Raw genomic sequence first — 26,032 nt, forward strand, 5'->3', positions numbered from 1 at the left:
CCCTTCAAAAACCGCAGGAAGCGGTTCTCCGTCAGCTCAAGGAACGACCATGTCCCTCTCCATCGTCCACAGCCGCGCCCAGATTGGCGTGGATGCACCCGCCGTCACCGTGGAAGTCCATTTGGCCAACGGTTTGCCTTCGCTGACGATGGTCGGATTGCCCGAAACAGCCGTGAGGGAGAGCAAGGACCGCGTGCGCAGCGCGATCATCAATTCGGGTCTGCAATTTCCGGCGCGGCGCATTACGTTGAATCTCGCCCCCGCCGATTTGCCAAAGGACGGCGGGCGGTTCGATCTGGCGATTGCCTTGGGGATCTTGTCGGCCAGTGTCCAGGTGCCGACGTTGACGCTGGACGATGTGGAATGCCTTGGAGAATTGGCGCTATCCGGTGCAGTGCGGGCCGTTCGCGGTGTATTGCCGGCGGCACTGGCAGCGCGCAAGGCCGGACGGACATTGGTGGTGCCGCGGGCCAATGCCGAAGAGGCGTGCCTGGCGTCGGGGTTGAAGGTGATTGCGGTGGATCATCTGTTGGAAGCCGTTGCGCATTTCAATGGTCATACGCCCATCGAGCCTTACATTTCGGATGGCTTGATGCATGCCAGCAAACCTTATCCCGACTTGAACGAAGTGCAGGGCCAACTCGCGGCCAAGCGTGCGTTGCTGATTGCAGCGGCGGGCGCGCATAACCTGCTGTTCAGCGGGCCACCGGGGACGGGCAAAACACTGTTGGCGAGTCGTCTGCCGGGGCTGTTGCCGCCGCTGGCAGAAAGCGAGGCGCTGGAAGTGGCGGCCATTCAATCGGTGGCCAGTTGCGTGCCCTTGAGCCATTGGCCGCAGCGACCGTTTCGCCAGCCCCATCACTCCGCTTCCGGCCCGGCGCTGGTGGGGGGCGGTTCAAAACCTCAACCCGGCGAAATCACCCTCGCCCACCACGGCGTGCTCTTCCTGGATGAGCTGCCGGAATTTGATCGCAAGGTGCTGGAAGTTTTAAGGGAGCCACTGGAATCCGGACACATCGTGATTTCCCGCGCCAGGGACCGCGTACGCTTTCCGGCGCGCTTTCAACTAGTCGCAGCGATGAATCCCTGCCCCTGTGGATATCTTGGTGAGCCGAGCGGTCGATGCTCCTGTACGCCGGACATGGTTCAGCGCTATCGCAACAAACTGTCGGGGCCGCTGCTGGATCGCATCGACCTGCACCTGACCGTCGCACGGGAAGCCACGGCGCTGAACCCCTCGTCGATGCCCGGCGATGACACGGCCACTGCCGCCGTGCTGGTTGCCGAGGCCAGGGAGCGACAACATAAACGCCAAGGCTGCGCCAATGCCTTCCTCGACTTGCCAGGCCTGCGCCGGCACTGCACTTTATCCACAGTGGATGAAAACTGGCTGGAAACCGCCTGCGAACGGTTGACGCTGTCGTTGCGAGCGGCCCACCGATTGCTCAAGGTGGCGCGCACTTTGGCGGACCTTGAGCAAGTCGATGGCATCACCCGTGAGCATCTGGCTGAGGCGCTGCAGTACCGGCCAAGCACTAACTGATGGCTTTATTGCTTGGAGAGATCTACCAATGGCGTCTGCCGCACTTCGGTTTCCCGCCCGCCCTGAATATCGCTCACCTGTTTCAAGGCCTTATCCACAGCGGTTTTATCCGCCAGCAAGCTGTAACTGATCAGGAACTGCTTCTGCTCCTTCGCTGCAATCGTCGGCACCAGACCCAGTGGCCGCTGATACCGGCGGTTGTAGGAAAAACTCGTTCCCGGCTCAAGACCCGTGACATAACCCTGCCCTTGGGTATCGGTGTTTTTCCACAGGGAGAACACGGGCAGTGTTTGAGTGTTGAAGCCGACCGAGACACCCAAGCTGCCGGCCTTGTTATGCAGCACAGTCAGCGTATCGCCCTTGGCGTCGGCATAGGGCACCACGTTGTAAACCGTCTCGTCGTAGTCCTTGGTCGGTGCGCGATAGGTCTGCCAGTCCGGCAGATCGCCTTTGGCTTTGTCGTTGAACGGTGATACCTGCTTCACCGGCGCGGCGAAACGGGCCCCCTGCTCCAGAAACGGGGTGCTGAAGTTGCTGTGGTACAGCGCCTGGTATTCCTTCGGATAGTCGCCGTTATTGGTCAGGGTGTCGTTGAGGCTGAAGCTCACACTGCCAGGTTCAGTGACGAGTTCGGTCGCGACGGAAAAGTCGACTTTCTTGAACGCCTGCTCTTTCAACTCGCCGCGCAGGCTGATGGCGTAAGGCGGTTTTTCGTCGATGTGCAGGGTAACTTTGTTGGCCGGGATGTTGGCGGCGCGACCGTGCAGGGTCAGCAATTCGCCATTGTCCATGCCGGGGTGGCCGACCCATTCATAGCCGCAGCGGGTGACCAGTTCGTTGAAGCCTTCCAGCCAGCCCAGCCCTCCACGACCGTTGAGTTCGATGAAGGACGGATTGACGACCTCCTTGACCGGCGAATCCCATCCCATGCGCACACTGCCTACCGTCGCCTGCAAGACGTTCATCCCTCGTGTCGGCACCACCGAGAGTTTCATCGTGCCGTTATCGATGTCGACGATGCTGACACCCTCCTGCCGACCACCGTGCAGGGTGCGCAGGGTAACGGAGAAGGGTTTGTCGGTTTTCACACCGAGTTGCTGGCTGGTGATCTGCCAGTTTTGCGCGGCCTTGTCGGTGTCGAGCAAGACGTAGTCCCAGGCCATGGCGTGGGAGGCGGCGGTCAGCGCACCGAGGCTGACGAAGAGTTTGAGCGGGGTCATGGCAGTAGCCTTTCTTGGAGTTGTGCCATTTTTATAGACTTGCTGAAACGATTCATCAAGCTTAAAAACAAAGATCACTCAAGAGATCTTCGATTCGGAGCTTTGGGCAGACATGGATATTGCAGCGATCCCTTCGCGAGCAGGCTCGCTCCCACATCGAATCAGGGGCCGGCTAGTTCAATTCAGCCCAGACGCTCGACCTCCGGCAACTCCATGGCCCGCACTTCGCCCTGCAGGAAATCGCTGAGCCGACGCATACGCTCGCCACCAGGACGGGTTTTCGGCCAGACCAGGTAATATTTCTCACCGCTGGCGACGGCCGTCGGCCACGGCAGGCTCAGACGTCCCTGGGCCACGTCCTCCGCCACCATCAGCAGATCCCCCATGGATACGCCATACCCCCGGGCGGCGGCAATCATGCCCAGTTCCAGCGTGTCGAACACCTGCCCGCCCTTGAGCGACACCTGATCGGTCAGGCCCATGCGCTCCAGCCAATTGCGCCAGTCACGGCGATCAGGGGTCGGGTGCAGCAGTTCGGCATTGGCCAGGCGCGCGACGTCCCAGGGTTGATCGTTCAGAAGATTCGGCGCGCCGACTGGAATCAGCTCTTCCGGAAACAGGAAGCTGGCCTCCCAGTCCGGAGGAAAATTCCCGTTACTGAGGATGACGGCGCAGTCGAACGGTTCATGGTTGAAGTCCACCGAGTCGACGTCCATCCAGGCGCTGGTCAGTTGCACCTCGTTGCCTGGTTGCAGGTGCCGGAAACGGCTGAGCCGCGCCAGCAACCAGCGCATGGTCAGGGTGGAGGGAGCTTTCATGCGCAGGATGTCATCTTCGGCACGCAGGGTGTGGCAGGCGCGCTCCAGTGCCGCGAAACCTTCGCGGATGCCAGGCAGGATCAGCCGCGCGGACTCGGTCAATTGCAGATTGCGCCCACTGCGATGGAACAGCCGACAGGCGAAGTGCTCTTCGAGCGTACGAATGTGCCGGCTGACTGCACTCTGAGTGATCGACAACTCTTCGGCGGCGCGGGTAAACGAGCTATGCCGCGCCGCTGCTTCGAATGCGCGAAGGGCATACAAGGGAGGAAGACGACGGGACATCAGGAAAGCTCCTACAGCGGAATGAGATCAACTTAACAGAAACTTCCTAGCATGAGTTTTAATCATGCAACCCATCCTTTTTATCCCTTTGTGCAAACCCCGCAGAGCGCCGAGAATCGACGCTTTCCTGATGACTTTGACCTTCGAGCGTGATGATCATGCAGCATCCAGCGCGTATTGAACTCCGGGCCATCCTGCGGCTGGCGGGGCCGTTGATTGCCTCGCAGTTGGCGCACATGCTGATGGTCCTCACCGATACCTTGATGATGGCGCGCCTGAGCCCCGAGGCGTTGGCCGGTGGCGGCCTGGGCGCGGCCAGTTATTCGTTCGTGTCGATCTTCTGCATTGGCGTGATTGCGGCGGTCGGCACCCTGGTGGCGATCCGTCAGGGCGCGGGCGACATCGTGGGTGCCGCGCGGCTGACCCAGGCCGGCCTATGGCTGGCATGGCTGATGGCACTGGTGGCGGGCTTGCTGCTGTGGAACCTCAAACCGCTATTGCTGCTGTTCGGCCAAACCGAAACCAACGTCCAGGCTGCGGGGCAATTTCTGTTGATCCTGCCGTTTGCCCTGCCTGGTTACTTGAGCTTCATGGCGCTGCGCGGTTTTACCAGCGCCATCGGCCGGGCGACGCCGGTGATGGTCATCAGCCTTGGCGGCACGGTGGCCAACTTCCTGCTCAACTATGCATTGATCACCGGAATGTTCGGCCTGCCGAAAATGGGCCTGGTGGGCATCGGCCTGGTCACGGCGATCGTTGCCAATCTCATGGCGCTGGCATTGGCCCTGCACATTCGGCGGCACCGGGCCTATGACGCTTATCCATTGCGCCAAGGCCTGTCACGGCCCAACCGTCAGTACCTTAAGGAACTGTGGCGCCTCGGCCTGCCAATTGGCGGCACCTACGCGGTGGAAGTCGGACTGTTCGCCTTCGCGGCGCTGTGCATGGGCACCATGGGCAGTACGCAACTGGCGGCGCATCAGATTGCCCTGCAGATCGTCTCCGTAGCGTTCATGATTCCGGCGGGGCTTTCTTACGCCATCACCATGCGCATCGGCCAGCACTACGGTGCCGGGCAACTGTTGGGGGCGCGGCTGGCCGGACGGGTCGGGATCGCCTTCGGTGCGGCGGCCATGCTCGGCTTCGCGATGGTCTTCTGGCTGCTGCCAAACCAGTTGATCGGTTTGTTCCTGGACCATGACGACCCGGCCTTCCGCGAGGTCATCAACCTGGCCGTGAGCCTGCTGGCGGTAGCGGCGTGGTTCGAGCTGTTCGACGGCACGCAAACCATTGCCATGGGCTGTATTCGCGGGCTCAAGGATGCCAAGACCACATTCCTGGTCGGGCTGGGTTGCTACTGGCTGATTGGTGCGCCGGCTGCCTGGTGGATGGCCTTCCATTTGAACTGGGGGCCGACGGGCGTCTGGTGGGGATTGGCGCTGGGGCTGGCGTGCGCGGCGGTGAGCCTGACGCTGGCGTTTGAATGGAAAATGAAGCGGATGATTCGGCGGGAGCCGGCGGCGCAGAGTTTCGAAGCCGTTCAGACAGAATGATGTCCCTGTGGGAGCGAGACCGGCTTGCCGGCGAAGAGGCCGTGTCAGTCAACATTGATGTCGACTGTCACACCGCTTTCGCGAGCAGGCTCGCTCCCACATTTTGTCCGTGTTTAAACCACGCCTTCCAGTGCTGGCTGCTGACCGCTGCCAAAGCCCAGATATTCCACCAACTCCACCAACGGCAACGGCTTGCTGATCAGGTACCCCTGCACCTGATCACAACCAAACCCGCGCAAGAGATGCAGCTGCTCCGGCGTCTCCACCCCTTCGGCGACCACTTCAAGGTTGAGGTTGTGGGCCAGGTTGATCATCGCGTGCACCAGCTTGCGATTTTCTTCTCGTTGCTCCATGCCGCCGACAAAGCTCTTGTCGATTTTCAGCAAGGTGATCGGCAGGCTGTTGAGGTGCACGAAGGACGAAAACCCGGTACCAAAGTCGTCCAGGGAAAAACGCACGCCCAGGCGCCCGAGGGCATCCATGGTCTGTTTCACCAGATCGCTGCGGCGCATGACCGCGGTTTCGGTCAGTTCGAACTCCAGCCACTGCGCTTCGACGCCGCGCTCGGCAATCAGCCGGCTCAGGGTCGACAGCAATTGGCTGTCCTGGAACTGCCGGAACGACAGGTTGATTGCCATGTGCAACGCCGGCAAGCCCCGTTCGCGCAGCGCCTGCATGTCCCGCAGGGCGCGGGAAATCACCCAGTAACCCAAGGGCACGATCAAACCGCTTTGCTCGGCCAGCGGCACGAATTCGCTCGGTGGCAGCAAGCCGCGCTCGGCATGACGCCAGCGTACCAAGGCTTCGAGACCGACGATTTGCCCGTCCTCGAGGTTGAGCCGCGGCTGGTAATGCAGCTCCAGCTCATCGCGACGCAAGGCCCGGCGCAGCTCACTTTCGAGGTCAGCCATGCTGCGGGCATTGCGATTGATGCGTTCGTTGAAAATATGAAAGGTGCAGCCCTGGGTACTCTTGGCCTGCTGCATGGCGATGTGCGCGTGCCACATCAGCGGGTCAGCACCGGCCTGGGCCCGGGCGTGGGCAATACCGAGACTGGAACCGATCAGCAGGCTTTCGCCGTCGACCCAATAGGGCTCCGCCAGCGCTTCGGTGATGCGTTCGGCCATCCACTCGGCCCGTTGGGGCGCGCGACGGGTGTCGATCAGCAAGGCGAACTCATCGCTGCCCAACCGCGCCAGCTGATCGCCGGCTTCGAGCTGGCTTTTGAGCCGCGCGACCACTTGCAGGATCAATCGGTCACCGGCCTGATGGCCGAGGGAGTCGTTGGCGTGACGGAAGTTGTCGAGATCGAGATGACCAAGGGCCAGGCCGCGGCCGTCGCTTTCCGCCAACCTTGCCGCCAGCAGGGTCTGGAACCCCTGGCGGTTGGCGATGCCGGTCAGCGGATCCTGCTCAGCCAGGCGCTGCAGCGTGTTTTCCAGCACGCCGCGCTCACGCACATGCCGCAGGCAACGGCGCAACATGCCCGGATCGAGCAGATCGCGCACCAGCCAGTCGCTCACACCGTCGGGCGGCGACAGCGGCTCATGTTCGAGCAGCAACACTGTCGGCAGCTTGCAACGACCAGGCAGAGGCTGAAGCGCCGGGATCGTCAACAACACCGCGCTGCGGTTGTCATCGAACAGGCTGCTGACCGACTCCCAGCTCGGCGCACTGATCAGCACGGCCGAGCTCCCCATCGGAGCCAGACACTCGCGCAACAACGCTGTCCACGCCGGCTCTTCGGCCAGTAGCAGCAAACGCAAGGGTTCGACAGGCGTAGACAAGCTAGCTCCTAGACTCTGCAAAAATGTAGGCGGCGGGCATTATGCAGCGCCGGTCCCCAATGACCAAATGACATCGGTTATCAAACGTGGCCTTGAACTCGAATTTCGAACATTAGTCGCAAACTCGTTGCGCATCCTGCGTGAAAGTAAACAAACCGGCAATTGGAGAACGCGCGCTACGTCACAAGTCGGAGAGAGCAGCACAATTCGCTGAGCCTGTTAAAATGCCGGCCCATTTCGCAAACGACTCCCTGATTTCGTATGTCCCGACTCAATCCCCGGCAGCAAGAAGCCGTGAGCTACGTCGGCGGCCCTCTTTTGGTGCTCGCCGGCGCAGGCTCCGGCAAGACCAGCGTGATCACCCGCAAAATTGCCCACTTGATCCAGAACTGCGGCATCCGCGCCCAGTACATCGTCGCCATGACCTTTACCAACAAGGCCGCGCGCGAGATGAAGGAACGGGTCGGTACCCTGCTCAAGGGTGGCGAAGGCCGCGGCCTGACGGTGTGCACTTTCCACAACCTGGGCCTGAACATCATCCGCAAGGAACATGTGCGGCTGGGCTACAAGCCGGGCTTCTCGATCTTTGACGAGACCGACGTCAAAGCCTTGATGACCGACATCATGCAGAAGGAATACTCGGGCGACGACGGCGTCGACGAGATCAAGAACATGATCGGCTCGTGGAAGAACGACCTGATCCTGCCGCCCGAAGCCCTGGAAAACGCGCGCAACCCCAAGGAACAGACCGCCGCCATCGTCTACACCCACTATCAGCGCACGCTCAAGGCGTTCAACGCGGTGGACTTCGACGACCTGATCCTGCTGCCGGTGAAGCTGTTCCAGGAACACGCCGACATCCTCGAAAAATGGCAGAACAAAGTCCGCTATTTGCTGGTGGACGAATACCAGGACACCAACGCCAGCCAGTATTTGCTGGTGAAGTTGCTGATCGGCACGCGCAACCAGTTCACCGTAGTGGGCGACGACGACCAGTCGATCTACGCCTGGCGCGGCGCGCGGCCGGAAAACCTGATGCTGCTCAAGGACGATTACCCGTCCCTGAAAGTGGTGATGCTCGAGCAAAACTATCGCTCCACCAGCCGCATCCTGCGTTGCGCCAACGTGCTGATCTCGAACAACCCGCATGAATTCGAAAAGCAGCTGTGGAGTGAGATGGGCCACGGCGACGAGATCCGCGTGATCCGCTGCCGCAACGAAGACGCCGAAGCCGAGCGCGTGGCCGTGGAGCTGCTGACCCTGCACCTGCGCACGGATCGGCCGTACAGCGATTTCGCGATTCTGTACCGCGGTAACTATCAGGCAAAGCTGATCGAGCTGAAGCTGCAGCACCACCAGATCCCGTATCGACTTTCGGGTGGCAACAGCTTTTTCGGACGTCAGGAAGTGAAAGACCTGATGGCCTACTTCCGCTTGATCGTGAACCCGGACGACGACAACGCCTTCCTGCGGGTGATCAACGTCCCACGCCGGGAAATCGGTTCGACTACCCTGGAAAAGCTGGGCAACTACGCCACCGGGCGAAAAATTTCGATGTACGCCGCCACCGACGAAATCGGCCTGGGCGAACACCTGGATGCGCGCTTCACCGATCGCCTGTCGCGCTTCAAGCGCTTCATGGACAAGGTTCGCGAGCAGTGTGCCGGCGAAGACCCGATCTCGGCGCTGCGTAGCATGGTCATGGACATCGACTACGAGAACTGGCTGCGCACCAACAGCTCCAGCGACAAGGCCGCCGATTACCGCATGGGCAACGTGTGGTTTCTGATCGAGGCACTTAAGAACACGCTGGAGAAAGACGAAGAAGGCGAGATGACCGTCGAAGACGCCATCGGCAAACTCGTCCTGCGCGACATGCTGGAACGTCAGCAGGAAGAGGAAGACGGCGCCGAAGGTGTGCAGATGATGACCTTGCACGCCTCCAAGGGCCTGGAATTTCCCTACGTGTTCATCATGGGCATGGAAGAGGAAATCCTCCCGCACCGCTCCAGCATCGAAGCCGACACCATCGAGGAAGAACGCCGCCTGGCCTACGTCGGGATTACCCGTGCACGTCAGACGCTGGCCTTCACCTTCGCCGCCAAGCGCAAGCAATACGGCGAGATCATCGACTGCGCGCCGAGCCGCTTCCTTGATGAGCTGCCGCCGGACGACCTGGCCTGGGAAGGCACCGACGATACACCCGTTGAAGTCAAAGCCGTTCGTGGCAACACCGCATTGGCGGATATACGCGCGATGTTAAAGCGCTAGAATTGATTGCTTTTTAACCAAGCACTTTTTACGAGCCAGGCGCCCGTTGCGCCAACTGAGGAAGCTGTTGTGGAAGCACTGCACAAGAAAATCCGCGAAGAAGGCATCGTGCTTTCCGACCAGGTCCTGAAAGTCGACGCCTTTCTGAACCACCAGATCGACCCGGCATTGATGAAGCTGATCGGCGACGAATTCGCCACGCTGTTCAAGGACGCGGGCATCACCAAGATCGTCACCATCGAAGCCTCGGGCATCGCCCCTGCGATCATGACCGGCCTGAACCTCGGCGTGCCGGTGATTTTCGCCCGCAAGCACCAGTCCCTGACCCTCACTGAAAATCTGCTGTCGGCGACTGTCTACTCGTTTACCAAGCAGACCGAAAGCACCGTGGCGATCTCCCCGCGCCATCTGACCAGCAGCGATCGCGTGCTGATCATCGATGACTTCTTGGCCAACGGTAAGGCGTCCCAGGCGCTGATTTCGATCATCAAACAGGCGGGTGCCACCGTGGCGGGTCTGGGGATCGTGATCGAGAAGTCGTTCCAGGGCGGTCGTGCGGAGCTGGATGCGCAGGGTTATCGGGTTGAGTCGCTGGCTCGCGTGCAGTCGCTGAAGGATGGCGTGGTCACTTTCATCGAATAACCAGCAGCACCGCATTTCCCCTGTGGGAGCCAGCCTGCTGGCGATGGCGTCGTGTCAGTTAAAATCTTCATGACTGACAGACAGCCATCGCCAGCAGGCTGGCTCCCACAGTTGGTTTTGCGTTGGGCATTACTGCGCGGTGGCCTTCAGGCCAGTGAGCAATAGTCGCTGAAACAAATCCTCTTTCAGCCCTTCCGGCTTCGTCAGTTGCATCCGCTCCAGATGCCCGGGAAACGCCGACGGCTCTGGCGCATCCAGCGCAGCCTTGCCCAACTCCAGAACCTCGGTGAGCTTGAACTTGCTCTTCAACCAGTTCAGCGCCCGCAGCAGATCCCGCTCCTCGGCGGTGAAATCACACCCCAATGGATACTCCGGAAACAGATTCGGATGCCGCGCCTGAATCGCCTGCAAACGCTCAGGATGGTTATCCGCAAACCGCGGATCGAGGCAGAAGTTCTTCGGCAATTTACCAACGTTCTGCGCCTGCTCGATCAGTCCCGGCTGGAAGCGTGAGTCGCTGATGTTCAATAAAGCCTCGATCACCGCCGCATCAGTCTTGCCGCGCAAATCGGCAATGCCGTACTCGGTCACCACAATGTCCCGCAGGTGCCGCGGGATCGTGCAATGTCCGTATTCCCAGACGATGTTCGAACTCACCTCACCGTCCGACTCGCGCCAACTGCGTAGCAGCAGCACCGAACGCGCGCCTTCCAGCGCATGGCCCTGGACGACAAAGTTGTATTGCCCGCCCACACCGCTGAGCACCCGCCCGTCTTCCAGCTGATCCGCCACCCCGGCACCCAACAGGGTCATGGTAAATACGGTATTGATAAAACGCGCATCGAGTCGCTGTAAACGCTTGAGCTCTTCCTGACCATAAAGCTCGTTGATGTAACTGATGCGGGTCATGTTGAATTCGAGTCGCTTGCTCTGGGGCAACTCCCGCAGGCGCTCATAAAAATTGCGCGGCCCGAGGAAAAAGCCACCGTGTACCGAGATGCCGTCAGTTTGCGCGGCCTCATCCAGGGTGCCGGCATTCGCCTGTTGCTGGGTCGGTACATCGGGGTAGACCTTGCGCCGCACGATCCCGGCGTCAGCCAGCACCAGCAAACCGTTGACGAACATTTCGCTGCAGCCGTAAAGGCCCTTGGCAAAGGGTTCAACCCCACCCTCGCGATCGATCAGTTGCGCCCACTGGCTGAGATTGACGTCCGCGAGCAACGCCTTGTAACCGTCATTGTCGGCTTGTCGCGCCAGCAACGCGGCGGTCAGGGCATCGCCCATGGCGCCGATACCGATCTGCAAGGTGCCGCCATCGCGCACCAGCGTACTGGCGTGCAGGCCAATGAAGTGATCCTGAAAACCCACCGGCATGTTCGGCGTGGAGAACAGTGTCGTGCTGTCTTTCTCGTCAATCAACAGGTCGAAGGCATCGATGCCGATTTCCGCGTCGCCCGGCATGTACGGCAAATCGTTGTGCACCTGCCCTAGCAGCAGGATCGTCTCCCCTGCTGCCCGGCGTTTGGCGATCATCGGCAACAGGTCGAGGGTGATGTCCGGATTGCAGCTCAGGCTCAGGCGGTCGGGGTGCTCGCCATGACTGGCCACCAGCTGCGCCACCAGGTTCAAACCGGCGGCGTTGATGTCCCGGGCGGCATGGCTGTAGTTGCTGCTGACGTAATCGCGCTGCGCCGGTGCACTGTTGAGCAGGCTGCCGGGCTGCAGGAAGAATTGCTGGACATGAATGTTGGACGGCAGGTTGTCCTGGTGCAGACCCGCAAGAAAATCCAGTTCCGGGTAGTCGCCGAAAACCCGCTCGATGAAGGGTTCGAGGAAGCGCTTTTGCAGACCGTCGCCTAGCGAAGGACGACCGAGGCACAGGGCGGTGTAGATGGTCAGCCGCCGTTCGGGCAGTTGCGCAATGCGTTGAAACAGCGCGTTGACGAAGTGGTTGGGTTTGCCCAGGCCGAGGGGCAAGCCCATGTGGATATGCGCCGGCAATCGTGCCAATACGTCATCGACCGCCTGCTCGATAGAACACAGCTGCACCATCTGATCCTCCCTTTACATTCCGTGAATCGGGTTGGACCGGGCTTGCCGGGCCTTTGCTGCAAAGAATAGTCCCAACGCAAATCGTAGGCACAAAAAAGCCGCTTGGAAGCGGCTTTTCGCGGAAGATGAAGCCTTATTTCAGCCCGGACATCTTCTCGATGGCGCCTTTGAGATCGGCATCAGAGCAATCGGCGCAAGTGCCTTTAGGCGGCATCGCGTTGATGCCGGAGATCGCCTTTGCCAGCAAACCGTCAAGGCCGCCTTCCTTCTTGGCGCGCTCGCCCCAAGCGGTGGCATCACCCACTTTTGGCGCGCCCAACAGGCCGGTGCCGTGGCAAGCGTTGCAATGCTTGGCGATCACTGAGTCCGGGGTTTTGGCATCACCGCCACCCGCGGAAGCGGCCACTTCCATCCCCTTGCACTCTTGCCCCTGTACACAGACCTTGCCGACGGGTTCAAGGCGTTTTGCAATATCGTCGTTAGTCGCAGCTTGAGCGCTGACTGCCCATAGGGCCAATACGGTTGCTGGTACGGCCAGCATTTTCATAATTAGATTCACGCGTTCACCCTCAATGGTGGCTAGTCACGCCCACGGCCACGGTTCGCAGGCGGGCGCAAGTATAACGGTAAGCCCGCCACACTGAAACAACCCCAAAGTCGAAGGGGTCTTGTTGTGCAGAGGAAAAAACAGCTCGGGTACCTCCGCCATGCTGGCAGGGCGCCTCTTTTGTTAAAAATTCGCCGGTGTAGCTGCGCTGATTAGTCGCGCCGGCGCATCGAACGGATTGCGGAAACGGTGTGGCTTGGTGCTTTCAAAGTAGTAGCTGTCGCCGGCTTCGAGCACAAAAGTTTCAAGCCCTACCACCAGTTCCAGTCTTCCTTCAAGCAAAATCCCGGTTTCCTCGCCCTCATGGGTGAGCATCTCGTCACCGGTGTCGGCGCCTGGCGGGTAGATTTCATTGAGGAACGCGATCGCCCGGCTCGGGTGTGCCCGGCCGACCAGTTTCATGGTCACTGCGCCATCGGAAATATCGATCAGCTCGTTGGCCTTGTAGACGATCTGAGTCGGTTTTTCCTGCAGGATCTCTTCGGAAAAGAACTCGACCATGGACATGGGAATCCCGCCCAACACTTTCCTCAGCGAACTGATCGAGGGGCTGACGCTGTTCTTCTCGATCATCGAAATGGTGCTGTTGGTGACGCCCGCCCGCTTGGCGAGTTCACGCTGGGAAAGGCCTTTGAGCTTACGGATCGATTGCAGTCGTTCACCGACGTCCAATACTGGAGCCTCCAGGGATTCAGGTTGTAGAAACATTGAGCGTTATCATGGCGACAGCGTTCAGTATTTACAACACTTGGGCCTGAATCCCGTGCGGCGAGGCGACTTTCGGTCCGGGGTGCCTTGGGCTAAGCCCCGGAATAGAGCTTCGGTACCCGGTGCAGGTTGCAGAAGATCTGGTAAGGAATCGTGTCTGCGGCCTTGGCCACGTCGCTGGCGAGGATATTTTTGCCCCACAACTCCACGGTCGAACCCAGCCCCGCTTGCGGCACATCGGTCAGATCGATGCACAACATGTCCATCGACACTCGGCCGATCAACTGGCTGCGCTGCCCGGCGACCAGCACCGGCGTACCGGTCGGCGCCTGACGCGGGTACCCATCGGCGTACCCCATGGCCACCACGCCGACGCGCATGGGCTTGGGGGTGATGAATCTGGCGCCGTAGCCGATCGGCTCGCCGGCCGGCAGTTCACGTACGCAAATGACTTTCGATTCGAGGGTCATCACCGGTTGCAGGCGTGATGCCACGGCATTCGCTTCTTCGAAAGGGGTCGCACCGTAGAGCATGATGCCTGGACGCACCCAATCACTTGGAATCTGCGGCCAACCGAGCACCGCCGGCGAATTGCGCAGGCTGATCTCGGCCGACAAACCCTGACGCGCGGCTTCAAATACGGCGACCTGCTCGGTGCTGCTTTGGTCGTGCAGCTCATCGGCGCGGGCGAAATGGCTCATCAGCACAATCTTCGCGACCTTGCCGCTGGCCAGCAACCGTTGATAGGCCGCCTGGTAGTCCTTCGGATGCAGACCGACCCGATGCATACCCGAATCGAGTTTGAGCCAGACCGTGATCGGTTTGCTCAGTGCAGCTTTCTCGATGGCGTCGAGCTGCCACAGCGAATGCACCACGCACCAGAAATCATGCTCGACGATCAGCGACAGCTCATCGGCTTCGAAAAACCCTTCCAGCAACAACACCGGCGCACGAATGCCCGCGGCGCGCAGCTCCAGGGCCTCTTCGATGCAGGCCACGGCGAACCCGTCCGCCTCGGCTTCCAGAGCCTGGGCACAACGCACCGCGCCATGACCATAGGCATCGGCCTTGATCACCGCGAGGGCACGGGCTCCCGTGACTTCACGGGCGATCTGGTAGTTGTGGCGCAGGGCTTGAAGGTCGATCAGGGCACGGGCAGGACGCATGGCGGCAGACTTCTGGTCGGTCAATGGGAAGAAAAACCGGCGCTGGCTGAGGGAATAAACCGCCAACAGCGCCGGGAGAGAGATCTGTCTGACTCGTTTATGGCAGAGCGGCTACAACCGACAACTCCACCAGGATTTCCGGTTCGCACAGCTTCGATTCCACCGTGGCGCGAGCCGGTGCGACGCCTTTTGGCAGCCACTTGTCCCAGACCGCATTCATGCCTTCGAAGTGCGCATCAATGTCTTTCAAATAAATCGTCACCGACAGCAGACGGGTCTTGTCGGTCCCGGCCAGATCCAGCAAGCGCTCGATGTTGGCGAGGGTTTCACGGGTCTGCTGTTCAATCCCGGCGTTCATATCGTCACCGACTTGCCCTGCCAGATACACGGTACCGCTGTGGACAACGATCTGGCTCATGCGCTCATTGGTGAGCTGGCGCTGGATTGACATGTTTTGCGGACTCCTGGGTTTTGTTGCCATAACGAGAGATATCGAGACCTTCGGCGCTGATCTGCGGCGTTTTCTTCGCCATCAGGTCAGCCAGCAAACGACCGGAGCCGCAGGCCATGGTCCAACCGAGGGTGCCGTGGCCGGTGTTCAGGAACAGGTTCTTGAAAGGTGTGGCACCAACGATCGGCGTGCCGTCCGGGGTCGTCGGACGCAGACCGGTCCAGAAGCTTGCCTCGGTGAGATCGCCGCCCTGAGGATAAAGGTCATTGACGATCATCTCCAGGGTTTCGCGTCGACGCGGGTTCAGCGACAGGTCAAAACCGGCTATTTCAGCCATGCCGCCGACGCGGATGCGGTTGTCGAAACGGGTGATTGCGACCTTGTAGGTCTCGTCGAGAATCGTCGAAGTCGGGGCCATCGCCGGGTTGGTGATCGGCACGGTCAGGGAGTAACCCTTGAGCGGGTACACCGGCGCGCGGATGCCCAGCGGCTTGAGCAGTTGCGGCGAATAGCTACCGAGGGCCAACACGTAGCGGTCGGCGGTTTCCAGCTTGCCGTCGATCCACACGCCGTTGATGCGCTCACCGGCGAAGTCGAGGCGCTGGATGTCCTGGCCGAAACGGAATTCCACGCCCAGTTTCACGGCCATTTCGGCCAGGCGGGTGGTAAAGATCTGGCAGTCACCGGTCTGGTCGTTCGGCAGGCGCAGCGCGCCGCTGAGGATATCAGTGACGCCGGCCAGGGCCGGTTCGACCCGGGCAATGCCGGCGCGGTCGAGCAGTTCGAACGGCACGCCGGACTCTTTCAGCACGGCGATGTCTTTCGCGGCGCCGTCGAGTTGAGCCTGGGTGCGGAACAATTGAGTAGTACCGAGGCTGCGACCTTCGTAGGCAATGCCGGTTTCGGCGCGCAATTCGTCAAGGCAGTCGCGGCTGTACTCGGACAGGCGCACCATGCGCTCCTTGTTCACCGCATAGCGGCTGGCGGTGCAGTTACGCAGCATCTGCGCCATCCACAGGTATTGGTCGATGTCGGCAGTGGCCTTGATCGCCAGAGGCGCGTGGCGCTGCAACAGCCACTTGATGGCCTTGAGCGGTACACCCGGCGCGGCCCACGGCGAGGCATAGCCCGGCGAGACCTGCCCGGCGTTGGCGAAACTGGTCTCCATGGCAGCAGCCGGCTGACGGTCTACCACCACCACTTCAAACCCGGCACGGGCCAGATAATAAGCACTGGTGGTACCGATGACGCCGCTACCCAAGACCATAACGCGCATTTTCATATCCCTCATCGCGGCTTGCCGCTGACGTTTGTTGTTCAGACCGTAGATGTGGGCAGTGTAAAAAAGATTAGCCAGTGCTTTTCACTATATAAATGCCTATATTTGGCGACAATTCTCGGCAAAAACCCTTTTCACGGAGGCGCATCCCCTATGCGTACCAACACTCAGACCAAACGTGAGCTGGACAAGATCGACCGTAACATCCTGCGGATCCTGCAAACGGACGGACGGATCTCCTTTACCGAGCTTGGGGAAAAGGTCGGGCTTTCGACCACGCCCTGTACCGAGCGGGTCCGGCGGCTGGAGCGCGAAGGGATCATCATGGGCTACAACGCCCGGCTCAATCCGCAGCATCTCAAGGGCAGCCTGCTGGTGTTCGTCGAAATCAGCCTCGACTACAAATCCGGCGATACTTTCGAAGAGTTCCGTCGCGCGGTGCTGAAACTGCCCCACGTACTGGAATGCCATTTGGTGTCAGGGGATTTCGATTACCTGGTGAAGGCGCGGATTTCCGAGATGGCTTCGTACCGAAAATTGCTGGGCGATATCCTGCTCAAGCTGCCACATGTGCGCGAATCCAAGAGCTATATCGTGATGGAAGAGGTGAAGGAGAGTTTGAATCTGCCGATTCCGGATTGAGACTTTGTGGTGCCTGTTCAGACCCCATCGCTAGCAGGCTAGCTCCCACAGTTGATCTTCTGCGGACACACATTCTGTGCATGACACAGATCCAGTGTGGGAGCTAGCCTGCTAGCGATTACAGGCGACTCGGTCTTCCCTCAGACGAGGACCTGCCGGGTCGACGCCATGTACTCATGAATCTGCTTCTCGACCCGCGGATGAATCAGCTCCACCGGCCCTCGCCCATTGGGGCACGGTAAAGTTTTAGTGGTGCCGAACAATCGACAAATCAGCGGCCGCTCGTCATACACGGTGCAGCCGTTGGGTCCCAGGTGCACGCAATTGAGTTCATCCATCGCGGCATCCTGCTCGGCCCGGGTCTTGCGCGGCAGTCGGGACATTTCTTCCGGCGAAGTGGTCACCGGCCCACAGCAGTCATGGCAGCCGGGGACGCACTCGAACGAGGGAATCTGCTGGCGCAGCGTGCGAATTTTCTGACTGTTGCAGCTCATCGAAGCGTTGACCGAAGGCGGAATAGACCGGGATTCTGACGTAAAAGCCCCGATCCAGACAGCATCAACCGACCAGTGTTGCCCGTGTCGGAAGGTCCGGCTTATGCTCCGTCAAATTTTCTATACACAAGAATCAGGAACACGCACATGAATGCCCGTGCTCAGCAACCTGCACCAAGTCATCGGCACACGGCTTCCTATTACGCCGCCAGCAGCCTGCCGCAGCCTGAGCACCCAGTGCTGCAAGGCGATCTGGTGGCGGACGTGTGCGTGGTCGGCGGCGGGTTTTCCGGTTTAAACACTGCGCTCGAACTGGCCGAACGCGGCCTCAGCGTGATCCTGCTCGAAGCTCACAAGATCGGTTGGGGCGCGAGCGGCCGCAATGGCGGGCAATTGATTCGCGGCGTCGGCCATGGCCTCGATCAGTTCAGCAACGTGATCGGCGCGGACGGCGTGCGTCAGATGAAACTCATGGGCCTGGAAGCGGTGGAAATCGTCCGACAGCGGGTCGAGCGTTTTCAGATCCCTTGTGACCTGACCTGGGGTTACTGTGACCTCGCCAACAAGGCGCGAGACCTGGAAGGCTTCGCCGAAGATGCCGAAGAGCTGCGCAGCCTCGGCTACCGCTACGAGACCCGGCTGCTGCAAGCCAACGAAATGCACTCGGTAGTGGGTTCCGACCGTTACGTTGGCGGCCTGATCGACATGGGCTCGGGGCATTTGCATCCGCTCAACCTGGCCTTGGGCGAAGCGGCCGCCGCGCAGCAACTGGGTGCGAAGCTGTTCGAACGATCCGCCGTAACCCGCATCGAGTACGACCCCGAGATCAAGGTTCACACTGCTCAGGGTTCGGTTCGCGCCAAGACGCTGGTGCTGGGTTGCAACGCCTACCTCAATGATCTCAACCCCGAACTCAGCGGCAAGGTGTTGCCCGCCGGCAGCTACATCATCGCCACTGAACCCTTGAGCGAAGCAGTGGCGCACTCCCTGCTGCCGCAGAATATGGCGGTCTGTGATCAACGGGTGGCGCTGGATTACTACCGGCTTTCGGCGGATCGGCGCTTGCTGTTCGGCGGCGCCTGCCATTATTCGGGGCGCGATCCGAAAGACATCGCCGCCTACATGCGGCCCAAGATGCTGGAGGTTTTCCCGCAGTTGGGCGACGTGAAGATCGATTATCAATGGGGCGGGATGATCGGCATCGGCGCCAACCGCCTGCCGCAGATCGGGCGGCTAAAGGATCATCCGAATGTGTATTACGCCCAGGCTTATTCCGGGCATGGGGTGAACGCCACGCATCTGGCAGGCAAGTTACTGGCTGAGGCGATCAGTGGGCAGCACAGTGGTGGCTTCGACCTGTTTGCCCAGGTGCCGCACATTACCTTTCCGGGGGGCAGGCATTTGCGCTCGCCGTTGTTGGCGTTGGGGATGTTGTGGCATCGGCTTAAGGAGTTGGTCTGAGGGATTCGTTGCGTGCTTGAGGACGCTTTCGCGGGCAAGTCGGATCGCCGACTTGCCCGCGAATGGATCTGAAAAACACCACAGAACTCAGATCCGCCAGAACGGCTTGAGCCCCTCCTCCCGCGCCTGCTCCCGACTCAACCCCACATCCCTGAGCTGCTCCGGCGTCAGCGTCAGCAACGCCTTGCGCGTGTGCAGACGGTGCCAGAACAAGCCCCAGCGACCCAGGCCGGACGGCGCGTTGCGCATATCCGCCTCGCCTGCACCGTTTTTTTGCCCTGCCGCCAGTTCCTGACTGTGTAACGTCAGCCGCACATCGCTCAAGCCGTTCATTGTGATTGCTCCTGTTTACTTGGGTAGCCAGAGCTTTCATGATGCGAGGACGGCGAAAAGCATTACAGATTCAACGGAAAAGTATTAACTCCATACAGATTCGATGTTTTAACCACTGAATCGAAATTTTTTGCCTTATCTGTATTGGTTTACCGAATCATCCACACCGAGACTGCGCCATGACCCTTTACGTCAACCTCGCCGAGTTGCTCGGCACGCGTATCGAACAGGGCTTCTATCGCCCCGGTGACCGGCTGCCGTCGGTGCGGGCGTTGAGCGTCGAGCACGGCGTCAGCCTGAGCACCGTGCAGCAGGCCTATCGGATGCTGGAAGACAGCGGCCTGGCGATGCCGAAACCCAAGTCGGGCTATTTCGTGCCGGTGAGTCGAGAGCTGCCGGAGCTACCGGCGATCGGTCGTCCGGCGCAGCGGCCGGTGGATATTTCCCAGTGGGACCAGGTACTGGAATTGATCCGCGCGGTGCCACGCAAGGACGTGGTGCAACTGGGTCGCGGCATGCCGGACATCACCACGCCGACCATGAAACCGCTGCTGCGCGGCCTGGCCCGGATCAGTCGGCGACAGGACATGCCCGGCCTGTATTACGACAACATCCACGGAACCCTCGAACTGCGCGAGCAGATCGCCCGACTGATGCTCGACTCCGGCTGCCAGTTGAGCGCCAACGACCTGGTGGTCACCACCGGTTGCCACGAAGCGTTGTCCACCAGCATCCGCGCCATTTGCGAGCCGGGCGACATCGTGGCCGTGGATTCGCCAAGCTTTCACGGCGCCATGCAGACCCTCAAGGGCCTGGGCATGAAAGCCCTGGAAATCCCGACCGACCCGCTCACCGGAATCAGCCTCGATGCCCTTGAACTGGCATTGGAACAATGGCCGATCAAGGCCATACAGTTGACCCCCAACTGCAACAACCCGCTGGGCTACATCATGCCCGAATCGCGCAAACGCGCTCTGTTGACACTGGCACAGCGGTTTGACGTGGCGATCATCGAGGATGATGTGTATGGCGAACTGGCCTACACCTATCCACGACCGCGCACGATCAAGTCCTTCGACGAAGACGGCCGCGTCCTGCTCTGCAGTTCATTTTCCAAGACCCTGGCACCGGGCCTGCGCATCGGTTGGGTGGCACCGGGCCGTTATCTGGAACGGGTGCTGCACATGAAATACATCAGCACCGGCTCGACCGCGCCACAACCGCAGATCGCCATTGCCGAATTCCTCAAGGCCGGGCACTTCGAACCGCATCTGCGCCGAATGCGCACCCAATACCAACGCAATCGCGATGCGATGATCGACTGGGTCACCCGTTATTTTCCGGCGGGCACCCGCGCCAGTCGTCCGCAAGGCAGCTTTATGCTCTGGGTCGAACTGCCAGATGGCTTCGACACCCTGAAACTCAATCGCGCCTTGCACGACCAGGGCGTACAGATTGCCGTCGGCAGCATCTTTTCCGCTTCGGGCAAGTACCGCAATTGCCTGCGGATGAACTACGCTGCCAAACCAACACCGCAGATTGAAGAAGCGGTGCGCAAGGTCGGCACCGCAGCCATCAAGCTGCTTGCTGAAACTGACAGCATCACTGACTGACCTTTATCGGGAAACCAGCGTCCATATGCCGACACCTGCCGCCAAACGGAACGTTCCCACGTGAGAGTCAGACAGCCCCTGCTCGTTCTTCTGCTACTCGCCTCGTTCCTGGGCGGTTGCGCCAGCTTCGAGGTTCAGCGCGAACCGAGCCAGGCGCTGCCTGCCAGCGACTCGGCGTTCGGTCGCTCGATCCAGGCCCAGGCCGCGCCCCATGAAGGCAAATCCGGATTTCGCTTGCTGTCCAACAGCAGTGAAGCCTTCACTGCCCGCGCCGAACTGATTCGTAACGCCCAAAGCAGTCTCGATTTGCAGTACTACATTGTCCACGACGGGATCAGCACTCGCATGCTGGTGGAAGAACTGCTCAAGGCCGCTGACCGGGGTGTTCGGGTGAGGATCCTGCTCGACGACACCACCAGCGACGGCCTGGACTGGACTATCGGCACGCTGGCAGCACATCCGCAGATCGAGATCCGCTTGTTCAATCCGCTACATCTGGGCCGTGCCACGGGCGTAACCCGAGCCATGGGTCGGTTGTTCAACCTGTCGTTGCAGCACCGGCGCATGCACAACAAGCTGTGGCTGGCGGACAACAGCGCGGCGATCGTGGGTGGGCGCAATCTGGGCGACGAGTATTTTGATGCCGAGCCTAACCTGAACTTTACCGACATCGACATGCTCGGCATCGGTCCGGTCGCCGAACAGCTCGGACACAGCTTCGATCAATACTGGAACAGCGCGCTGAGCAAACCGATCGATGAGTTTCTGTCGCGCAAACCGACGCAAAAGGATCTGCAGAACAGCCGGACTCGCCTGGAACAATCCCTGGAAGAGACGCGCAAACAGAATCATGCGCTGTATCAACAACTGATGACCTTCACCACCAATCCACGAATGGATATCTGGCGCCGCGAGTTGATCTGGGCCTGGAACCAAGCCTTGTGGGATGCCCCCAGCAAAGTGCTGTCAAAGGGTGAACCCGACCCGCATTTGCTGCTGACCACCCAATTGGCGCCCGAGCTGACGGGTGTCAGTAAAGAGTTGATCATGATTTCGGCGTACTTCGTGCCCGGCCAGCCGGGATTGGTTTACCTCACCGGCCGGGCCGATGCCGGGGTGTCGGTGAGCCTGTTGACCAACTCGCTTGAAGCCACCGACGTACCGGCGGTGCATGGCGGCTACGCGCCCTATCGCAAGGCGTTGCTCGAGCATGGGGTGAAGCTCTACGAATTGCGCCGCCAGCCCGGAGAAGGTGGCGGCAGCGGGCCTGTTTTTTACAGCAGGTCTTTCCGCGGCTCCGACTCCAGTCTGCACAGCAAGGCAATTATTTTCGACCGGCAGAAATCTTTCATTGGTTCGTTCAATTTCGACCCGCGCTCGGTCCTGTGGAATACCGAAGTCGGCGTGCTGGTGGACAGCCCGGACCTTGCCGCGTACGTGCAAAAGGCGGCCCTGGAAGGTATGGCGCCGCCGCTGAGCTATCAGGTGAAACTGGAAAATGACCGAGTCGTCTGGGTGACCGAAGACGACGGCAAGATGCACGTATTGACCAAAGAGCCGGGGAGCTGGTGGCGGCAGTTCAATTCATGGTTCAGTACCGCGGTCGGCCTGGAGCGCCTGTTGTAACCCGGTGGCTGACGAGCAGTTTTGCGTCAAGCAGGCTCGGCGACCGTGCCGAACGCGCCTTGTCTGGACAATAAGATCACCAATCCGAATGCCCCTGCCGCCATCAACAATGGCAACGCGTGGCCGCTGATCCACTGACTGCCAGCACCGGCAGCCAAGGGTCCGATCAGGCAACCAATGCCCCACAGCTGCGCAATATGCGCATTGGCGCGCACCAGCGCGTCGTCGCGATAACGCTCGCCGATCAGGATCAGTGACAAGGTGAACAGTCCACCGGCACTGGCGCCGAACAACACCCACAACGGCCAGATCAGCAACGTGTCGATCAGCAACGGGATCGCCAGGCTCGACACCAGCAAGACCACCGCGCAGCCGGTGAACAGCGTGCGCCGCGACAAGCGATCCGCCAGCGCGCCAATCGGCAATTGCAGCAAGGCATCGCCCACCACCACCGTACTGACCATCGCCAAGGCAATTTCGGTGGTGAAACCCTGGCGCAGACAGTAGACCGGCAACAAGGTCAGGATCATCGCTTCGAACGCCGCAAACAATGACACCGCCCAGGCAATCGCCGGCAGGCCCCGGCAGAAATTCCACAAGTCGCTGAAGGTCACGCCGCAGGCCTCGCTGGTCGGTGCACCGCTGCGACCCAGCAACAGAAACGGTGCCGCCGTCAGCAAACCGACGCCAACCCAGAAACCGTAATCATGCTCCGTGCCCAGCACGCCCAGCAGCAGCGGCCCGGCCAACTGACTCAGTGCGTAGCTACTGCCATACAGCGCCACCAGTCGCCCGCGCCATTGCTCGACCACCAACTGGTTGATCCAGCTCTCTCCGAGGATGAACACGAGGGTCAGGATCACCCCGATCATCAGCCGCAACACCAGCCACACCGGATAGCTCGGCAGCAGCGCCAGCAAACCGATGGACAACGCCCCGGCCCACAGGCACAGGCGCATCAGATTGGCCGTACCAAGACGCGCCGCCAGATGGCTGGATATCTTCGCACCCAGCAGCACGCCAAGGGCCGGCATCGCCGCCATCACGCCGATGGCGAACGAACCGTAACCCCAGCCTTCGAGGCGAAACGACACCAACGGCATGCTGACGCCAAGGGCCAGGCCGACACTCAGGACAGACGCCAACACGGCGAAATAAGTCGCCCAACGCATGTTCCACGCTCCTGTGGATATTATTTTTCACAGACCACACAAAACAAATGTGGGAGCGGGCTTGCTCGCGAAGACGGAGCAACATTCAACATTGACGTCGACTGTCATACCGCTTTCGCGAGCAGGCTCGCTCCCACAGGGGATCCGCGTCGTCTGGGGGAACCTGTCAGGGCACAGGCTCCCCCAACTGGCTTACAACTTGATCCAGGTCGCCTTCAGCTCGGTGTACTTGTCGAACGCGTGCAGCGACTTGTCGCGACCGTTGCCGGACTGCTTGAAGCCACCGAACGGGGCCGTCATGTCGCCACCGTCGTACTGGTTGACCCAGACACTCCCGGCGCGCAGTGCCTTGGCGGTCAGGTGGGCCTTCGAGATGTCCTTGGTCCATACCGCTGCGGCGAGGCCGTACGGCGTGTCGTTGGCAATCTGGATCGCTTCCTCGGCGGTATCGAACGCGATCACCGACAACACCGGACCGAAGATTTCTTCCTGAGCGATTTTCATCGCGTTGTTCACGCCGTCGAAAATCGTCGGCTCAACGTAGGTGCCACCGGTTTCCTGAAGAATGCGCTTGCCGCCAGCCACCAGTTTGGCGCCGTCGGTGTGGCCGGATTCGATGTAGGACAGCACGGTATTCATCTGCTGGGTATCCACCAGTGCGCCGACGTTGGTCGCCGGGTCCAGCGGGTTGCCCGGTTTCCAGGTCTTGAGGGCCTCGATCACCAGCGGCAGGAAAGTGTCCTTGATCGAACGTTCGACCAGCAGGCGCGAACCGGCGGTGCAGACTTCACCCTGGTTGAAAGCGATGGCGCTGGCGGCGGATTCGGCGGCGGCCTGCAGGTCCGGCGCATCGGCGAACACGATGTTCGGGCTCTTGCCGCCGGCTTCGAGCCAGACGCGCTTCATGTTCGATTCGCCGGAGTAAATCAGCAGCTGCTTGGCGATCTTGGTCGAACCGGTAAACACCAGGGTATCGACGTCGTTATGCAGGGCCAGGGCCTTGCCCACGGTATGACCATAACCCGGCAAGACGTTCAGCACGCCTTTCGGGATGCCGGCTTCGACAGCCAGCGCAGCAATGCGAATAGCGGTCAGCGGGGATTTCTCGGACGGCTTGAGGATCACCGAATTACCGGTTGACAGCGCCGGGCCGAGTTTCCAGCAGGCCATCATCAACGGGAAGTTCCACGGCACGATGGCGCCGACCACGCCCACGGGTTCGCGAGTGACCAGGCCGAGTTGATCGTGCGGGGTCGCGGCGACTTCATCGTAGATCTTGTCGATGGCTTCACCGCTCCAGCTCAGGGCTTGCGCCGCGCCGGGAACGTCGATGTACAGGGAGTCACTGATCGGCTTACCCATGTCCAGGGTTTCAAGCAGGGCCAGTTCTTCAGCATGCTGCTTGAGCAGGCCGGCGAAACGAATCATGGTGGCTTTGCGCTTGGTCGGTGCCAGGCGCGACCAGGCGCCGGAGTTGAACGTGGCGCGAGCGTTTTCAACAGCGCGCTGGGCGTCGGCGGCGTCACAGCTGGCGATCTTGCCCAGCAGACGGCCATCGACGGGGCTGATGCACTCGAAGGTCTCGCTGGAGACGGCATCGGTGTATTCGCCATTGATGTAGGCGCGGCCTTCGATCTTCAGATCGCGAGCCCGTTGTTCCCAATCGGCACGAGTCAGGGTGGTCATACGAGTGTCCTCCTCTTGTTGAATACGAGCGCCCCGCGTTCTTCGCGGGCGATCCCAGGAATTCTGCCCGGCCAGCCAACACTTTTCGGCCCAGGGCAACCGCCACCCTAAACCAGTGGCCGGGGTTGTTTCAATATATTTGACATAAGGCGGGCAAACGGCCTTGCGGTGTTCATTTTAATAAACATAGACTTTGGGCTTTCCGGTCATCGCGCCGCAATCACGGGGGATTACAACCATGAGCATCCAGGACATCGTCGACTTCAGCCAGGCCACCACCCAGCCCGATCGTTACCGGCCGGACCCGGCGAAAGTCCTCAAGGGCGACCCCGAGCAAGCGGTGTACAACCACTACAACAGCCCTTGCGGCCAGATGAGTGCGGGTGTTTGGGAGGGCGAAGTCGGCCAGTGGCATGTGAACTACACCGAGCACGAATATTGCGAAATCGTTCAGGGTGTTTCCGTGCTGCGCGATAACGACGGCAATGGCAAGACCCTGCGAGTAGGCGATCGCTTCGTGATCCCGGCCGGGTTCAGGGGCACCTGGGAGGTGCTGGAACCGTGCCGCAAGATCTACGTGGTGTTCGAACAAAAAGCCTGAAGCCGGGCCATTGAGCTACCAA

Annotated in this window: 22 protein-coding genes; 9 read left to right on the top strand and 13 right to left on the bottom strand. The window is 60.5% G+C overall.

Annotated elements, in window-relative coordinates; all coding sequences use genetic code 11:
• Window positions 1–49: 49 nt before the first annotated feature.
• Window positions 50–1,543: a YifB family Mg chelatase-like AAA ATPase gene (locus tag ACA041_RS31055; RefSeq protein ID WP_497439225.1), complete on the top strand. Its 1,494-nt coding sequence runs from the start codon at window positions 50–52 to the stop codon at window positions 1,541–1,543.
• Between the two features lie 5 nt (window positions 1,544–1,548).
• Here the strand turns inward: ACA041_RS31055 and ACA041_RS31060 are convergent, their stop codons facing one another.
• On the bottom strand, window positions 1,549–2,763 hold the full coding sequence (locus ACA041_RS31060) for an aldose 1-epimerase family protein (RefSeq protein WP_497439226.1): 1,215 nt from the start codon (window positions 2,761–2,763) through the stop codon (window positions 1,549–1,551).
• Between the two features lie 182 nt (window positions 2,764–2,945).
• The gene (locus ACA041_RS31065; RefSeq protein WP_497439227.1) at window positions 2,946–3,866 is read right to left on the bottom strand and encodes a LysR substrate-binding domain-containing protein; all 921 of its coding nucleotides are present in this window, start codon (window positions 3,864–3,866) and stop codon (window positions 2,946–2,948) included.
• A 158-nt stretch (window positions 3,867–4,024) separates the two neighbouring features.
• Here ACA041_RS31065 and ACA041_RS31070 point away from each other — a divergent pair, with 158 nt between their 5' ends.
• The gene (locus ACA041_RS31070) at window positions 4,025–5,419 is read left to right on the top strand and encodes a NorM family multidrug efflux MATE transporter (protein ID WP_497439228.1); all 1,395 of its coding nucleotides are present in this window, start codon (window positions 4,025–4,027) and stop codon (window positions 5,417–5,419) included.
• A gap of 113 nt (window positions 5,420–5,532) precedes the next feature.
• On the opposite strand, the gene ACA041_RS31075 is transcribed toward ACA041_RS31070, so the two are convergent.
• Window positions 5,533–7,206, bottom strand: coding sequence for a putative bifunctional diguanylate cyclase/phosphodiesterase (locus ACA041_RS31075; protein ID WP_497439229.1), 1,674 nt, complete (start codon window positions 7,204–7,206; stop codon window positions 5,533–5,535).
• Between the two features lie 261 nt (window positions 7,207–7,467).
• On the opposite strand from ACA041_RS31075, the gene rep reads away from it, so the two are divergent.
• Entirely contained in the window at window positions 7,468–9,477 is a 2,010-nt protein-coding gene (rep, locus tag ACA041_RS31080; protein WP_497439230.1) for a DNA helicase Rep, read from the top strand.
• A 69-nt stretch (window positions 9,478–9,546) separates the two neighbouring features.
• Window positions 9,547–10,119: a xanthine phosphoribosyltransferase gene (locus ACA041_RS31085; RefSeq protein WP_497439231.1), complete on the top strand. Its 573-nt coding sequence runs from the start codon at window positions 9,547–9,549 to the stop codon at window positions 10,117–10,119.
• A gap of 129 nt (window positions 10,120–10,248) precedes the next feature.
• Here ACA041_RS31085 and ACA041_RS31090 read toward each other — a convergent pair whose 3' ends face one another.
• The 6 genes from ACA041_RS31090 to dadA all read right to left on the bottom strand — a co-directional run bounded on the left by ACA041_RS31090 (window position 10,249) and on the right by dadA (window position 16,379).
• Entirely contained in the window at window positions 10,249–12,171 is a 1,923-nt protein-coding gene (locus ACA041_RS31090) for an acetyl-CoA hydrolase/transferase C-terminal domain-containing protein (RefSeq protein WP_497439232.1), read from the bottom strand.
• A gap of 133 nt (window positions 12,172–12,304) precedes the next feature.
• A complete protein-coding gene (locus ACA041_RS31095; protein WP_497439233.1) occupies window positions 12,305–12,730 on the bottom strand; it encodes a c-type cytochrome in 426 nt (141 codons plus the stop codon).
• A gap of 171 nt (window positions 12,731–12,901) precedes the next feature.
• The gene (locus ACA041_RS31100; RefSeq protein ID WP_008150195.1) at window positions 12,902–13,450 is read right to left on the bottom strand and encodes a cupin domain-containing protein; all 549 of its coding nucleotides are present in this window, start codon (window positions 13,448–13,450) and stop codon (window positions 12,902–12,904) included.
• 128 nt (window positions 13,451–13,578) lie between these two features.
• Window positions 13,579–14,652 carry an alanine racemase gene (alr, locus tag ACA041_RS31105; RefSeq protein WP_497439234.1) on the bottom strand — a complete coding sequence of 358 codons (1,074 nt, stop codon included), beginning with the start codon at window positions 14,650–14,652 and terminating at the stop codon, window positions 13,579–13,581.
• A 97-nt stretch (window positions 14,653–14,749) separates the two neighbouring features.
• Window positions 14,750–15,103: a RidA family protein gene (locus ACA041_RS31110; RefSeq protein WP_497439235.1), complete on the bottom strand. Its 354-nt coding sequence runs from the start codon at window positions 15,101–15,103 to the stop codon at window positions 14,750–14,752.
• Window positions 15,075–16,379, bottom strand: coding sequence for a D-amino acid dehydrogenase (gene dadA / locus ACA041_RS31115; protein ID WP_497439236.1), 1,305 nt, complete (start codon window positions 16,377–16,379; stop codon window positions 15,075–15,077). Before dadA ends, ACA041_RS31110 begins: the two co-directional genes overlap by 29 nt.
• A gap of 156 nt (window positions 16,380–16,535) precedes the next feature.
• On the opposite strand from dadA, the gene ACA041_RS31120 reads away from it, so the two are divergent.
• The gene (locus ACA041_RS31120) at window positions 16,536–17,024 is read left to right on the top strand and encodes an Lrp/AsnC ligand binding domain-containing protein (protein WP_003176896.1); all 489 of its coding nucleotides are present in this window, start codon (window positions 16,536–16,538) and stop codon (window positions 17,022–17,024) included.
• Between the two features lie 140 nt (window positions 17,025–17,164).
• Here the strand turns inward: ACA041_RS31120 and ACA041_RS31125 are convergent, their stop codons facing one another.
• A complete protein-coding gene (locus ACA041_RS31125; RefSeq protein ID WP_007947437.1) occupies window positions 17,165–17,518 on the bottom strand; it encodes a YkgJ family cysteine cluster protein in 354 nt (117 codons plus the stop codon).
• A 147-nt stretch (window positions 17,519–17,665) separates the two neighbouring features.
• Here ACA041_RS31125 and ACA041_RS31130 point away from each other — a divergent pair, with 147 nt between their 5' ends.
• Window positions 17,666–18,979 carry an NAD(P)/FAD-dependent oxidoreductase gene (locus tag ACA041_RS31130; protein ID WP_497439237.1) on the top strand — a complete coding sequence of 438 codons (1,314 nt, stop codon included), beginning with the start codon at window positions 17,666–17,668 and terminating at the stop codon, window positions 18,977–18,979.
• A gap of 87 nt (window positions 18,980–19,066) precedes the next feature.
• Here ACA041_RS31130 and ACA041_RS31135 read toward each other — a convergent pair whose 3' ends face one another.
• A complete protein-coding gene (locus ACA041_RS31135; protein ID WP_497439238.1) occupies window positions 19,067–19,312 on the bottom strand; it encodes a DUF1127 domain-containing protein in 246 nt (81 codons plus the stop codon).
• A gap of 179 nt (window positions 19,313–19,491) precedes the next feature.
• On the opposite strand from ACA041_RS31135, the gene ACA041_RS31140 reads away from it, so the two are divergent.
• Window positions 19,492–20,925, top strand: coding sequence for an aminotransferase-like domain-containing protein (locus ACA041_RS31140; protein WP_497439239.1), 1,434 nt, complete (start codon window positions 19,492–19,494; stop codon window positions 20,923–20,925).
• A gap of 60 nt (window positions 20,926–20,985) precedes the next feature.
• The gene (locus ACA041_RS31145; RefSeq protein ID WP_497439240.1) at window positions 20,986–22,551 is read left to right on the top strand and encodes a phospholipase D family protein; all 1,566 of its coding nucleotides are present in this window, start codon (window positions 20,986–20,988) and stop codon (window positions 22,549–22,551) included.
• 26 nt (window positions 22,552–22,577) lie between these two features.
• Here the strand turns inward: ACA041_RS31145 and ACA041_RS31150 are convergent, their stop codons facing one another.
• Both ACA041_RS31150 and ACA041_RS31155 read right to left on the bottom strand, forming a co-directional pair.
• Window positions 22,578–23,723 carry an MFS transporter gene (locus tag ACA041_RS31150; protein ID WP_497439241.1) on the bottom strand — a complete coding sequence of 382 codons (1,146 nt, stop codon included), beginning with the start codon at window positions 23,721–23,723 and terminating at the stop codon, window positions 22,578–22,580.
• A 192-nt stretch (window positions 23,724–23,915) separates the two neighbouring features.
• Window positions 23,916–25,409: an aldehyde dehydrogenase gene (locus ACA041_RS31155; RefSeq protein ID WP_497439242.1), complete on the bottom strand. Its 1,494-nt coding sequence runs from the start codon at window positions 25,407–25,409 to the stop codon at window positions 23,916–23,918.
• 238 nt (window positions 25,410–25,647) lie between these two features.
• On the opposite strand from ACA041_RS31155, the gene ACA041_RS31160 reads away from it, so the two are divergent.
• On the top strand, window positions 25,648–26,010 hold the full coding sequence (locus tag ACA041_RS31160; RefSeq protein WP_150745156.1) for a cupin domain-containing protein: 363 nt from the start codon (window positions 25,648–25,650) through the stop codon (window positions 26,008–26,010).
• The last annotated feature ends 22 nt before the right edge of the window (window positions 26,011–26,032 follow it).

Source organism: Pseudomonas sp. LBUM1676 (assembly GCF_059695605.1).